A 13,405-nucleotide genomic window follows, 5' to 3' on the forward strand; every position below is an offset into this window, starting at 1 on the left:
CACCGTGGCCGTGCACCTGCGAGCCCTGAGCTCGAGCGGCACCCTGCTCGGGCTCCTGCCGTACCCCGCCGACGTGAAGACCCAGGCCGAACACAACGGCCCCGGCGCGCTGAGCTTCACCTACCCGCGTAACGCCATCGGCGCGGCCCTGCTGTCCGGCGACGACCCCCGCATCTCCCTCGTCGTCGACGGCGTGGAGCAGCCCGCGCGGTACCTGCTGGAGGACGACGGCGACGACCCCGCCGACGACGCCGGCGCAGCCCGCCCGATCCAGGTCGGCTGCCGCGGGGCGCTCGCCCTGCTGGAACGCGCGATCATCTACCCCGTCGGCCACAGTGCCGGCCAGCCCGTCACCGGCCTCGACGCGCACTTCCCGTTCGCCAACGCCACCCCCGGCGCGATCATCGCCACGCTGCTGCAGCGCGCCCAGGAACGTGGTGCCCTCCCCGAGATCGAGTGGGACTTCACCAGCAGCGTGGACAGCGCCGGGCAGCCCTGGCCCACCACCTACACCGTGCAGTACGACGCTGGCGGCGACCTGCTGAAGACCGTGCAGTCGATCACGGACGCCGGGTGGGCGGACGTGCAGATGGACGGCTACCGGCTGCGCGCCTACGTGCCCGACACCGCATGCGCCGTCGACCACCCGGACGTGGTGCTGTACCTGGGCCGGGACGTCCTCAAGGGCCCCCGGCAGCGCTCCCGCCGCCAGGTGCGCTCGTACCTGCTGGCCGCGGGTGACGGCGGCAACCTCGCCGAGGTCGTCAACCCGACCGCGGCCGCCCGGTACGGTCGCCGGGAGGCGTTCGACGGGCGCGGCGGCATCACCGACGCCCAGACCCTCGCCGAACTGGCCCGGGTCACCCTCGGCGGCATGGCCGCCGCCGCCGAGGGCTTCACCGTCGAACTCGACCCCCGAGCCGGAGACGGCCCAGACCGCCTTCCCCCTGCCGGGCACTACCTGCGCTACGACCAGCGGCGGCTGAGCCCCACCGAGCTGGAGCCGCTGCGGGTACGCACTATCGCCACCACGTACGACGCCTCCGGGCAGCCCAGCGTCAGCCTGGAACTCAACGACCTGTTCGTGGAGCAGCGCATCCGGGTGCAGCGGCAACTCGACGCGCTCACCAACGGCTCCGCCACCGCCTCCCGCACGCCGCTGCCGCCGCTCGGCGACCGCAACGACACCGTCGCCCCCGACCGGCCCGCCGCGGTGCTGCTCGGCTCCTGGGCCTACCTGGACGCGGACGGCCAGCAGCACGCCGCGCTCGCCGTCTCCTGGCCCGAGGTGACCCACAACGCCGACGGCACCGCGTACGACGACGCCGGCGGGTACCTCGTCTCCTACCTGCTGCCCGGCCTGCCCCTGGGCGGCGGGCAGGACCCGCAGTGGTCCCCGGAGCAGACCGTGCACGGCACGATCGCCCACTACGACCAACTCCCGGCCGGACAGCGCCTCCAGGCCCGGGTGCGCACCGTGGACGCCTCCGGCAACTCCTCCGACTGGCGGTTGTCCGAGGAGGTAGTTCTCGCCAGCGACACCACGCCGCCGCCCGTGCCGTCGGCGCCGACCGCCGCCCGGCTGATCGGCGGCATCCGCGCCTCCTGGAACGGGCTCGGCGCGCAGGGCGAGCCGATGCCCGCCGACTTTGCCCACGTCGAAGTGCACATCTCCACCGCGGCCGGGTTCACCCCGAACCCGGGGACGGTCACCGACCGGCTGGCCGGCGCAGCCGCCGCGCCGATCACCGGCCTGGCCTACGGCACCACCTACTACATGAAGCTCGTCGCCGTCGACCGGGCGGGTAACGCCTCCGCGCCGTCCGCCGAGGTGTCGGCGGTGCCGGACATGGTGATTGGCTCCGACCTTGCCGACAAGATCCTCACCGCCGGGAAGTGGGCCGATGTCGAACGCGCCAGCCTACAGACCTCGTTCTTCACCGGCTTCGCCACCGACGACGCCCGCTGGGCCAAGACCGCGGGCGACAACGACGCCGCCTGGACCACCGCCACACGGCCCGACGCCCCCACCGGCGGTCGGGCCCTGGTCGCCACCCGCACGGTGCGCCTGGAGTGGGCGGAGAACCTGCTGCTCGACCCCGCCGTCCTGTACCGCATGTCCGTGCGGGTCCGGCAGACCGCCGGTACCCCCAGCACCGTCACGGTCGGCCTGATCGGCATCGCCGCCGACGGCACCACCCGCATCGGCCAGCCCTTCCCCGTCAGCGCGAACGCCACCCAGCTCGCCGTCGGTGCGGGCTGGTCGATCCTCACCGGGTTTCTCAAGGGCTACGGCCCCGCCACCGGGCCGTTCTGGACCGTCCAGCCTGACCCGCAGCGGCCCACCACCCTCCACCCGGACGTGCGCTACGTACGCCCCCTGCTGCTGCTGAACACCGGCGGCGGCGCGACGGCCGTCACCGAAGTCGACATGCTCACCTTGGAATCGCTGGAGTTCCCGCCGAACATCATCGGCGCGGTGCAGATCGCCGACGCCACGATCGTTGGCGCGAAGATCGCCCTGGCGACGATCCAGGACGCCCACATCGGCACCGTCTCCGCCGCCAAGATCACCGTCGGCCAGCTCAACGCCGACGTCACCGTGGCCGCCCGCATCAAGACCGCCAACCAGGGCGCGCGGGTCGAGCTCAACTCCGGCGGCATCGAGGCGTGGAACGCCGCCGGGGTGAAGACCGTCGCCGTCTCCGCCGCGACCGGCGACGTCAAGCTCATCGGCAGCCTCGCCAGCGGCACCACCGGCCAGCGCATCGAGATCAACCCCGTCGTCGGCCTGCCGGAGATCCGGTTCTTCCCCACCACGGGCAGCAACTACGCCTTCATCAATGCGGTTGGGGGGAACAACGGCGCCGCCTACATCGGTCTCAACTCCGGCACCTTCCAGGCCAACGGGCAGACCGCCGCGTACCGGCTCTACCTGACCGACTCCGCGGCCGCGCTGGAGACGATCCGCACCGACACCCAGGAGACCTGGGGCGGCACCGTCCGCATGACCGCGGCCAACGGCGCGGCGCTCGCCTACTTCACGCAGAGCACGCTCCATGGCTACGTCACCGCCCAGAGCTGGGGCTCCAACCTCGGCCGACGCAACGACGACGGCAGCTCCAGCGAGCTGTGGCTCGACAACCCGGCCCTCCAGTACAAGGGCGTCTTCCCCAACTACTGGTACTCCGAGCCCGATCGCGGCTGGTTCACCGGCACCGTCCAGAAGAACAACTGGGCGTCCCTGTCCCTCGGCTACGGCCCGACCATGGCCTCCGACATGGTGCCGATCGTCACCTTCCGGGACAGCGGCGCGGTGCGCGCCTGGCAGGTCACCGCGTCCAGCACCACCGGGTTCACGGTCGGACTCGGCTCCACCAGCGCCGGGGGCAGCATCGGCTTCTGGTGCTACCGCATCTGATCAGGAACGGAACACCCATGCCCGAGCAGTACCGCATCATCGCCGTCTCCCGTACCACCGAAGGAGGCATGGAGTGCTGGGAGGTGCGGCAGGAACGCCCCGACGGCCAGCACCACTTGACGGTGTTCCCGACGTCCTCACTGGAGTGGCGGGCCGCCGAATACGACATCGACCACCGCACCCCGGACGGCATCAACCTGATCCTCGACATGCTGCTGCACGAGCCCCACCTGCCCGACAGCCCGCCCCACCAGGCCGGCGCCGCGGCGAAGGGCCTGACCGCCAGCGGCCCGGCACCCATCACCCTGCGCACCGCGCCCGACCGGGCGACCGCCCGCGCCGCCCACCTGGAGCGGATCGCCCACACCAAGCAGACCCGCATCACCGTCACCTCGCCCTCCACACCGACCGGGAAGACCGGCATCGTCACGGCACGGACGGCCACCGACCCACTCGACGTGATCCGGGCCAACCACAACATCACCCCCGAAGGCGTCGCGGAGAAGACCGAGTTCGTGGAGCAGGTCCGCCGGCAGTTCGCACAGCAGCAGCCGTCCGGGCCGTACCGTCCAGCCGCGGACCGCCTCCCGCAGACGCTCGCTGAGCCGGTGTGGGACGCTGCGCTGCCCGAGCGGGACCAGGCCCGCGACGGCGACAGCGACCAGGAGCCGGCATGAGCGACGCCCCCACCCCCGAGCAGCTTGACCACCTCCTCGGAACCGCCGACCGCCGCCGCCTCACCCCCGCCGAAGCCGCGCTGCTGCGCACCGGCGTGCAGCAGCTGCGGGCCGTCGCCCGTCCCTGCGAGTGCCCCGGCCCGCTGACCACCAGCAGACGAAGTGAACGGAGCCGCCGCCATGACGCCGCCCGCCGAGCAGGTCACCGTCGACGCCCAGCAGTACATTGACCAGCTGCGCGCGCAGTTGGTCGAAGCGTGGGGTGAGGTACAGGCCCAACTCGCCCTCGCCCGGACGGAGAGCACCGTCCGGGCTGCCCGCGAGGCGGAGAAGGACCGCCAGCTCACCGTCTCCCGGGAAGCCGCAGCCGACAAGGACCGCGAGATCGCCGAGTTGAAGGCCACCATCGCGTCGCTCCAGGGCAGCTCGACGCGACCGTAACCCCCGGCCGCACCTACCGTCCCCCGCTGTGGAACAGGCACCGGACGACCAGCAGCAGCCCGCCGCTGGCCGCCGACACCGACGGAGGGCCAGATGGCGCGAGATCACGGGGTGGAAGTCGATCCGGGACCTGGCCCTGTTCCTGCTCGGGGCGGTGCTGATCGTCCGGGAGGCGTGGACGCCGCCCGCCGACCCGAGCGTGATTATCACCGGGCTGACCCTCGCGGGGCTGCCCGCCGTGCTGTCAAGGGACGAACGGCCGCCCCGCGAGTAGCCCCGCGCGTTGGCCTGCTGTCCCGATACCCCGTCACCGCCGGCTACCTGGCCGCCGCCGGCATCGCGCTGGCCGCCACCTGGCCGCTCTGACCCCGCCCCGTCCAACACCAGCACCGGGAGACGACCGTGGAAATCCTCAACGACACCGAGGCGTGGGGCCTGCTGCTCGGCGCTCTTACGCCCTGGGCGACCGCTCTGATCCAGCAGCCGGCCTGGAGCAAGCCGCTGCGCGCCGTCGTCGGCACCCTGCTGTCCGCGATCGTCGGCACCGTCACCGTCCTCGCCCGCGGCGACATCGCCCACGCGCAGACCGCGCTCACCACCATCGCCCTGACCGTCGTCGCCTCGAAGACGTTCTACGACGGGCTGTGGCAGCACGCCGGGGCGGCCGCGCTGGAGCAGGCGACGTCCGCCGAACGGCGCCCGATCCGGTAACCGGCCCTGTGTCGGAGGCCGGCTCTACCCTAGAGTGATGATGTGGCCGCCGGGCCAACCGGCCGCGTGCTCCGGCAACCAACCCTTCGGGGCTGTCTCCTATCAAGGGGAGCACGCGGAATCGGGCGGGCTTCGCAACCCGCTGGCCCGGCGGCCACACTTCCAATCTCCATGAACCGCAACCGAGTTGGCCACGCGGTGGGTGTTCCCACGTCGGCCCGGCAAGCGGGAGGGTAGAGGCAGGCAGCCACACCGGGGCCTGCGAACCCCGGTGCCGCCCTTGGAGACAGGAAGGCACTTACGGTGACAACTCCCGTGCAAGAAAAGCAAGTTGAGACAGAGCCGCTCACTCCTCTGACGGACAACCGCGAGGAGATGGCGATCCGGACCGCCGACCAGGTCCTGGAGATCACGAGCGACCAGCGGTTCTGGACGAAGGCGCAGCGGGCAGCCCTGGGCGCTATCGGCCTCTCCGGTGCCCCCACACACGACCTCGTCAACTTCTTCCACATCTGCAAGTCCACCGGGCTGGACCCCTTCCGCCGCGAGATCTACTACATCCAGCGCAAGCGCAAGGTGTTCGGACAGGACGAGATCTACTACACCGCCCAGACCGGCATCGACGGGTTCCGCCACACCGGGCAGCGCACCGGCCGGTTCATCCGCCGTGTCGGCCCGTTCTGGACCGGGCCCGAGGACGATCCGGCGTGGTGGACGCTCGGCGAGGACGGCATCAACCGCCGCCGCTGGGTGGACGTCTGGCTCCACACCGAACCCCCCGCCGCCGCGATGTGCCGCATCGAGCACCGCAGCATCGCCGGTGACGTGACGGTCACCCAGGCCGTCGCCGTCTTCACCGAGTTCGCCGTCGGCAAGGACGAGTGGAAGCGGGACCCCGCCACCGGCGAAGGGTTCAAGACCGGGCAGCGCGTCCTCACCGGGCAGTGGCCGGTCATGCCCGCCCACATGATCGGCAAGGTCGCCGAGGCCCTGGCATGGCGCAGCGCCTTCCCCCGGGAACTCGTCGGGATCTACGAGCACGCCGAGATGGAGCAGGCCGACGCCGTGCAGCGCGAGACGGACCGGGAGGACGCGGCAGCCCGCCGCCGGGACGCCCGCCACGTGCAGGGCGGCACGGTCATCCCCGGCACCGTCGTCAGCGCCACCGCAAGCCCGGTCGCCGACGGCGAGGACGACGAACCCGGGACCGGCAGCGACCCGAAGCCGCCCCTGCCGCGCACAGCGGACAACCTGCGCCGGGAACTGCGTGCCTACGCCGCCGCGATGGGCAGCACCGTCACGAAGATGACCGCGCGGTGGCGGCAGACCGCGGGCAGCGGAGTCAACGCGGCGACGGCCGACCAGCTCGAAGAACTGCTCACCGAGTGGCGGGCCTACGTCATCGCCGAGCTGAGGGATCGTCACCCGCAGGCGGCCGAGCACGTCGAGGCCGGTGACCTGCTGATCGGCCTCGACCCCGACCCGAAGGTCTGGAGCAAAGCGGCCACCCCGCAGGACTGACCGCCCCCTCCTCCCGCCACCCCTCCCGCAGGGCCCGCGCCGCCCGCGCGGCCCTGCGGCCTGCCCAGACACGGACCTTCCCGATGCAGCAGTCCCTCATCGAGCGCGCCCGCGCGCTCGCCTCCGCCCAGGTCTTCGGCCCCGGCCTCGCGCCGTGCCGCTGCGGCGCACCCCGCCACGTTCACCAGGGCAGGAAAAGCCTCGGCAGCCACTCGGCAACCAACTGCGCCCGCTACCGGCGCGACCCCGCCGACGTCCTCCTCGAACGCGCCCAGGCAGCAGCCAACAACCGGCTCGGCCAGGACCTCGCGCAGTCCGACCGGCCCCGGCGGCGAAGGCGGCCCCGCCGCCCCAAGAAGCCCGGCGAGTGGTCGATCGGCGCGTCCGACACCGGGTCCTGCCGCCGAGCGATCTGGTACCGGGAGAACCCGCCCCCCGGGTACGTCCCGGCCCCCGTCGACCGGCGCGCCGCCCTCGCCGGAACCCTCATCCACGACTCCATCTCGCGCCGCCGGCGCGCCCTGTACCCGTGGCGGCTGCAGGAGCAGTCCGTCACCCTCCCGGGCCTCGACCGGCCGAGCCGGTACGACGAGTACGACCCGGTGACCGGCGTGCTGTACGACTACAAGACCGCGGGTGACTGGAAGTGGGCGGTGGTGGGGGAGAGCGGCCCGCCGGAGACCGAGTGGGACCAGGGCCAGTTGTACGCGCTCGCGCTCCACCTCGCGGGCCAGCTCGTGGTGGAAGTGCGGATCGTCTACTACGAGCGCAAGAGCGGCGCGGACGAGGAGTTCTCCCGGCCCTTCGACGAGCAGGCCGCCCGGCGGGCCCTCGGCCGCCTGACCGCGATCGCCACCGCCCTCGACCTCGGCACGGCCCTGCCCCGGGACCGGTCAGGGCCGAGCACCGACGTGATCTGCCGCCGCTACTGCGGGGCCCGCATCGACTGCTGGAGCATCAACCAGGCCGAGGCCGCCGGGCGCTCCCCGGAGTCGTACACCCTCGTCACCGACGCCGACGACATCGAGTGGGCTCTCGGCGAGTACGACCGCACCCGCGCGGAGAAGTCCAAGGCCGAGAAGGCGCAGAACGTCGCCAAGGCCCTGCTGGACGGGATACCGCCTGCCACCTACGGCGAGTTCGAGTACGTGCACACCGGCGGCAGGCTCAAGGACCCCGAGCCCGACCCGGCCGCGCGCCTGCGGCAGCTCGAAGGGCTCTGGGACCTCCCGGAGACCGAGCGGCCCGCCCTGGCCGAACTGGACTACCCGACGAAGCGGACCCGCACCACCAGCCGGATGGAAGTCCGCCGTGTCCGGGCGGCCGTCCGGGCGCGCCGGGCGACGCCCGGTCGCGGGTAAGGCCGCCAACTCCGGTGCGCGTTGTTTCCGCCGGTCCCGTGCCCCTTCCGGGGCCACGGGGCCGGTCCCCGCCCGGCCGACCAGCAGGGAACTGTTGCCTCACGCCCCTAACGTCCCTACTTCGAAAGCCAGTTGAGAGGAACAACTGTGAGCAGCCCGAACGTACCCGGCCCCGAACCGCAGCCCTCGCCCTGGTTCGCCACGAACCGAGCCGTGACCCGGACGGTGCCAGCCACCCCGGCCGAGGCCCCGACCCCCATCTACACGCGGATGGTCACCGAGTTCGGCGACCCGTTCAGCGCCCTCGGGCCGACCCGCGCCCGCTGGGCCCCGCGCACCGGCGAGCGTCCCGCCGCGACCTGAACCCCCACAGCAGCGAGGGAAGTTGTCGACGCGACCTAACCCGGTGAACCCGCCTAGGTTCCCCGCTCATGGCCGCCCCCCGATACATCGAGTACCAGCCGCTGGACCAGATCCGGCCCGCCGCCCGCAACCCGAAAGGGCACGACGACGGCGGGCTGGACCGCTCCGTCGACAAGTTCGACTTCACCGAGCCCGGCCTGCTGGACGAACGCACCGGCCGCCTGGTGGCCGGCCACGGCCGCTACGAGACCCTGGAGCGCCGCCGCGCAGCAGGCAAGGCCGCCCCGGACGGCGTGGTCGTCACCGAGGACGGGACGTGGACCGTCCCGGTGGTGCGGGGGTGGGCGTCCCGGGACGACGCCCACGCGGAGGCGTACCTCGTCGCCTCCAACCAATTGACCACCGCGGGCGGCTGGGACGGCGAAGGGCTCGCGGCGTTGCTGTCCGAGCTGGAGCAGGCCGACCCGGCACTGGCCGCCGCCACCGGCTTCGACCAGCAGCAGCTCGACGCGCTGCTCGCCGACCTCGCCCCCGCCACCGGCAGCAGCGACCCCGACGAGCCGCAGGACCAGGACGCGGGCCCGACCAACCGCGGCGACCTGCTGGCACTGGCGGGCGTCACCGTCGGAGAACCCGAGCACCAGGTCGAGACCGGCCAGGTCTGGGAACTGGGCGAGCACCGCCTCGTCATCGGCGAGGTCTTCGACGGCTGGCCGCTGTGGGCGCCGCTGCTCACCGACGGCAGCCTCTTCCTGCCCTACCCGACGCCCCTCGCGCCGTTCGCCGACCGGGCCCTCAGGCACCGCCTGGTGATGGTGCAGCCCGAGCGGTACCTCGCCGGACACCTCCTGGACAAGTGGGCCCGGATCAGCGGCCAGACCCCCGTCCTCGCGGGCAGCCGGTGACGGCCGTCGTGCCGACCGCGGGCGGCACCTTCAACCCGGACGAGCACCCGATCTACTTCACCGCGGGCGGCGGCGAGTTCAACGCCGGACCGTACGTGCTGATGGCCGCAAACGAGCTGATGGCCGGCAGCGAGGAGCAGCGGCTGCGTGACCTGCTCGACGCCGGCTGCCGGGTCCTGCTCGACTCCGGGATCTTCTGGCTCACCAACCGGCACTGCCGTGCCCACGGCATCACGATGGACGAGGCCCTGGGCTTGGCCCCCGAGGAAGTCGACGGCTTCGCCGAACTCCGGGAGCGCTACATCTACCTCGCCCGCACCTACGGTGACTGGCTGTGGGGCTACATCGAACTGGACCAGGGCGGCCGGGACAACAAGCGCGTCCAGCGCGCGGCGCTGCACGACCTCGGCCTGTCCCCGATCCCCGTCTACCACCCGCTGGTGGACGGCTGGGACTACTTCGACGAGCTCGCGGCCACCTACGACCGGATCTGTGTCGGCAACATCGTCCAGGCGTCCGCCCCGGTGCGGCTGCGCCTGCTCCACACGATCTGGGAGCGGCGCCGAAGTTATCCACACCTGTGGATACACGCGCTCGGCCTGACCGCGAACGAGTGGTGCCTGCCGCTCGCCCCGGACTCCTGCGACTCCTCCTCCTGGCTGGCCCCGCTGCGCTGGAACCACCAGCGCGTCGAGACCGCGATGCTGCGCCGCGTCGGCGACCTGCCCGCGGGCTTCCGCTACACCCGCGACGACAGCGCCTCCTACCAGGCCGCCGCCCGGCTGTGCGCCGACGCCGCCACCGCTCTGGGCCGGTGCTGGCAGCATGCCGCCCACCGCGCCGGGGAACTGGTCGGCGGCCCGGCCGGGGCCCGCACCGAGGCGGAAGGGGCACTGCGGTGAGCCCGGCCCGGCGCGGCACCGTGCTGAAGAAGACCGGCGGCGGAGCGTTCGACCCGGCCGACCGGCACCTGTACTTCGCCGCGGGCGACTCCGAGCACTACCCGCACCACGTGCTGCTGGCCACCAACGACCTGCTGACCGCCGGCCACGAGCGCAAACTGACCGCGCTGCTGGACGCCGGGCACCGCGTGCTGCTCGACTCCGGGATCTTCTGGCTGACCAACCAGTACAAGCGCGACCACCCCGGCATCTCCATGGACGAGGCCCTGCGCCTGCCGCCGGAGAAGATCGACGGCTTCGACGCCCTGTACGCCCGGTACGTCGAGCTGGTGCAGCGCCACGGCGACCGGCTGTGGGGCTACATCGAACTGGACCAGGGCGGCCGGGACCACAAGGTCCGCACCCGTGCCCGGCTGGAGGGCGAAGGGCTCGCGCCGATCCCGGTGTACCACCCGCTGGTGGACGGCTGGGAGTACTTCGACGAGCTCGCGCAGCAGTACGACCGCATCTGCTTCGGCAACGTCGTCCAGGCCCCGGCTCCCGTCCGGCTGCGCCTGCTGCACACCCTGTGGGAGCGCCACCGCCGCTATCCCGGCCTGTGGGTGCACGTGCTCGGGCTGACCGTCAACGAGTGGTGCCTGGCCGTCCCCCCGGACTCCTGCGACTCCTCGACCTGGCTCGGGCCGCTGCGCTGGCCGGACGTGCGGATCGACTCCGCGCTGCTGCGCAAGGTCGGCGTCATCGACCGCGGCTTCGCCTACGACCTCGACCAGCCCGCCCACCCGGAACGTGGCCGCACCGCCTGCTGCCTGATGTGCGCGCAGACCGTCGAGGCCACCACCACCGTGTGGCGGCTCGCCCGCACCACCCGCGACGGCCTGCTCCAGCAGCCCGCCTACCCCCCTGTCACCGAATCGGAGAACCCGCTCCCATGAAGTCAACCACCGAGGTCTGGGCGGAAGTCCGCCTGCCCGGATTCCACCACTGGCCGGCAGCGCCCGACCACCGCTCCTACCTGCGGGCCCGGCACCGCCACCTGTTCCACATCAGGGTGAGCGTCGACGTCGTCCACGACGACCGCGACACCGAGTTCCACGACCTCGCCGACGAGATCCGCGGCTGGTGGGGGACCGGCGACCGCGAGTGCGGACCGGCGTCCTGCGAGACCCTGGCCTGGACCCTCGCGGACTACCTGCTCGGGAAGGGCCTGTCGGTGCGGGAGGTCGGCGTGTCCGAGGACGGCGAAGCCGGGGCGGTCGTCACCCTGCTGCAGGAGGGAGAGCGGCCGTGACCCACACCGTGACCGTCCGGCACAACTTCGAGACCGCCCACCGGCTTCCCCACCTGGCGGGGAAGTGCGAGAACCTGCACGGCCACTCCTGGTGGGCCGAGATCACCGTCGCCGCGCCGGTGCTCGCCGCTGGCACCGTCGTGGAGTTCGGCGCGTTCAAGCGGGCCCTGCGCGAGTGGATCGACACCTTCCTCGACCACGGCGCGATGCTCGGCGCCAACGACCCGCTCGCCCCGGTCCTCGCCGGGCAGGGCAGCAAGCTGTTCCGGTTCGGCGCCGACGACCCCACCGAGCAGGAGCAGCACGCCGCGGGCCTTCAGTGGCCGAGCGTGGAGGCCGTCGCCGAACTGCTCTCCCGCGTCGCCGCCGAGGCCCTGCGCACCCTGCCGCGCGCCGCGGGCGCGTACGTCTCCCACGTCCGCGTCGCCGAGACGGCCGTCAACGCCGCCTCCTGGGCGGTGACCGCGTGAGCGCCCTCGTCGCCCCGGCCAGCCTGCCCGTCGCCGAGGTCTTCGGCCCCACCATCCAGGGAGAAGGCCCCAGCGCCGGCCAGAACGCCCTGTTCCTCCGCCTCGGAGCCTGCAACCTCTCCTGCACCTGGTGCGACACCCCGTACACCTGGGACGGCAAGCGGTTCGACCTGCGCCAGGAGATCCGCCGCGTGCCGGTGGTCGACCTCGCGGAGGCCACCGGCACGCACCCGCACGCCCTGATCGTCATCACCGGCGGTGAGCCGCTGCTGCACCAGAGCACCGACGCCTGGCGCTCGCTGATGGCCGTCCTGCGGTACACCACCCGCCGCGTCGAGATCGAGACCAACGGCACCCTCGCGCCCAAGCCCGTCACCCTCGGCGTGCCGCGCCTGGTCTTCAACGTCAGCCCGAAGCTGGCCAACTCCGGCATGCCGCAGGACCGGCGGATCAAGCCCGAGGCCCTGGAGGCGTTCACCGCCCTCGCCAACGCGGGCCGCGCCCGGTTCAAGTTCGTCGCCGCGAACAGCGACGACCTCGAGGAGATCGCGGTCCTCGCCGACCGCTTCCACATCCCGCCGCACGCGACCTGGGTGATGCCCGAAGGCGTCACCCCCGAACAGACCATCGCCGCCGGCCGCGCGCTGGCCGAGGACGTCATCGGGCGGCACTGGAACCTGACCCTGCGGCAGCACGTCCTGCTGTGGCCTGGAGAACGCGAACGATGACCAGCACCGACAACACCATCGACCTCGCCCGCGCGGCCGAGCACGCCGCCGGCCTGTTCGCCGCGCTCGGCATCCCCTGCGACACCGAGTCCACCGCCGCCACCCCGGCCCGGATCGCCAAGGCGCTCGCCGAGCTGACCGCGGGCCAGCACCTCGACCCGACCCGGCACCTGGCCGTCACCTTCCCGCCGGAGGGGCAGCGGGCTGGCCTGATCGCCGCGGTTGACGTGCCGTTCACCGCGCTCTGCGAGCACCACGGGCTGCCGTTCACCGGCCGGGCCGCCGTCGCCTACCTGCCGGTGCCCGGAGCCCGGATCGTCGGCCTGTCGAAGCTGGCACGGCTCCTCCAGGAGTTCGCTGCCCGCCCGCAGGTGCAGGAACGCCTCGGCGAGCAGGTCGTGGAAGCGCTCGGGGCCCACCTCGACGTCCAGGGCGCGGCCTGCCTGATCCGCTCCGTCCACGCCTGCATGACCCTGCGCGGGGCCCGCGCCCACGGTGCGGCGATGGTCACCACCCACCTGACCGGTGCCCTCCAAGCCGACCCGGCACGCCGCGCGGAAGTCCTCGCCCTCATGCCCCCATCTCCCTGACAAGGCAAGGGAGTTGTTCCCAAG

The 13,405-nt window shown here is 72.6% G+C and carries 16 protein-coding genes; all 16 read left to right on the forward strand.

The genetic code is table 11. From position 1 onward, the window contains the following. Positions 1–4: 4 nt before the first annotated feature. Positions 5–3,421: a hypothetical protein gene (locus HUT16_RS27345; protein ID WP_176190710.1), complete on the forward strand. Its 3,417-nt coding sequence runs from the start codon at positions 5–7 to the stop codon at positions 3,419–3,421. A 17-nt stretch (positions 3,422–3,438) separates the two neighbouring features. Beyond that, the gene (locus HUT16_RS27350) at positions 3,439–4,098 is read left to right on the forward strand and encodes a hypothetical protein (RefSeq protein WP_176190711.1); all 660 of its coding nucleotides are present in this window, start codon (positions 3,439–3,441) and stop codon (positions 4,096–4,098) included. Continuing rightward, positions 4,095–4,328: a hypothetical protein gene (locus HUT16_RS27355; protein WP_176190712.1), complete on the forward strand. Its 234-nt coding sequence runs from the start codon at positions 4,095–4,097 to the stop codon at positions 4,326–4,328. Before HUT16_RS27350 ends, HUT16_RS27355 begins: the two co-directional genes overlap by 4 nt. Beyond that, positions 4,279–4,539, forward strand: coding sequence for a hypothetical protein (locus HUT16_RS27360; RefSeq protein WP_176190713.1), 261 nt, complete (start codon positions 4,279–4,281; stop codon positions 4,537–4,539). The genes HUT16_RS27355 and HUT16_RS27360 overlap by 50 nt, the downstream gene beginning before the upstream one ends. A gap of 28 nt (positions 4,540–4,567) precedes the next feature. Further along, a complete protein-coding gene (locus tag HUT16_RS27365) occupies positions 4,568–4,813 on the forward strand; it encodes a hypothetical protein (protein ID WP_176190714.1) in 246 nt (81 codons plus the stop codon). Between the two features lie 128 nt (positions 4,814–4,941). Beyond that, a complete protein-coding gene (locus HUT16_RS27370; RefSeq protein ID WP_176190715.1) occupies positions 4,942–5,250 on the forward strand; it encodes a hypothetical protein in 309 nt (102 codons plus the stop codon). A 375-nt stretch (positions 5,251–5,625) separates the two neighbouring features. Further along, on the forward strand, positions 5,626–6,771 hold the full coding sequence (locus tag HUT16_RS27375; RefSeq protein ID WP_176190716.1) for a recombinase RecT: 1,146 nt from the start codon (positions 5,626–5,628) through the stop codon (positions 6,769–6,771). Positions 6,772–6,854: 83 nt separating this feature from the next. Beyond that, positions 6,855–8,132, forward strand: a complete 1,278-nt coding sequence (locus HUT16_RS27380; RefSeq protein WP_176190717.1) for a hypothetical protein — start codon at positions 6,855–6,857, stop codon at positions 8,130–8,132. Between the two features lie 147 nt (positions 8,133–8,279). Next, a complete protein-coding gene (locus tag HUT16_RS27385) occupies positions 8,280–8,495 on the forward strand; it encodes a hypothetical protein (protein ID WP_176190718.1) in 216 nt (71 codons plus the stop codon). Between the two features lie 68 nt (positions 8,496–8,563). Continuing rightward, complete coding sequence (locus HUT16_RS27390) at positions 8,564–9,400, forward strand: hypothetical protein (RefSeq protein WP_176190719.1); 837 nt, start codon at positions 8,564–8,566, stop codon at positions 9,398–9,400. Continuing rightward, on the forward strand, positions 9,397–10,302 hold the full coding sequence (locus tag HUT16_RS27395; protein ID WP_176190720.1) for a hypothetical protein: 906 nt from the start codon (positions 9,397–9,399) through the stop codon (positions 10,300–10,302). Before HUT16_RS27390 ends, HUT16_RS27395 begins: the two co-directional genes overlap by 4 nt. Next, positions 10,299–11,237 carry a hypothetical protein gene (locus HUT16_RS27400; protein ID WP_176190721.1) on the forward strand — a complete coding sequence of 313 codons (939 nt, stop codon included), beginning with the start codon at positions 10,299–10,301 and terminating at the stop codon, positions 11,235–11,237. The genes HUT16_RS27395 and HUT16_RS27400 overlap by 4 nt, the downstream gene beginning before the upstream one ends. Continuing rightward, entirely contained in the window at positions 11,234–11,593 is a 360-nt protein-coding gene (locus HUT16_RS27405; protein ID WP_176190722.1) for a hypothetical protein, read from the forward strand. The genes HUT16_RS27400 and HUT16_RS27405 overlap by 4 nt, the downstream gene beginning before the upstream one ends. After that, a complete protein-coding gene (locus HUT16_RS27410) occupies positions 11,590–12,063 on the forward strand; it encodes a 6-carboxytetrahydropterin synthase (RefSeq protein ID WP_176190723.1) in 474 nt (157 codons plus the stop codon). Before HUT16_RS27405 ends, HUT16_RS27410 begins: the two co-directional genes overlap by 4 nt. Next, positions 12,060–12,791 carry a 7-carboxy-7-deazaguanine synthase QueE gene (locus tag HUT16_RS27415; protein WP_176190724.1) on the forward strand — a complete coding sequence of 244 codons (732 nt, stop codon included), beginning with the start codon at positions 12,060–12,062 and terminating at the stop codon, positions 12,789–12,791. Before HUT16_RS27410 ends, HUT16_RS27415 begins: the two co-directional genes overlap by 4 nt. Then, complete coding sequence (folE, locus tag HUT16_RS27420; RefSeq protein WP_176190725.1) at positions 12,788–13,381, forward strand: GTP cyclohydrolase I; 594 nt, start codon at positions 12,788–12,790, stop codon at positions 13,379–13,381. The genes HUT16_RS27415 and folE overlap by 4 nt, the downstream gene beginning before the upstream one ends. Positions 13,382–13,405: the final 24 nt, after the last annotated feature.

It is taken from the genome of Kitasatospora sp. NA04385 (genome assembly GCF_013364235.1).
Lineage (GTDB): Bacteria > Actinomycetota > Actinomycetes > Streptomycetales > Streptomycetaceae > Kitasatospora.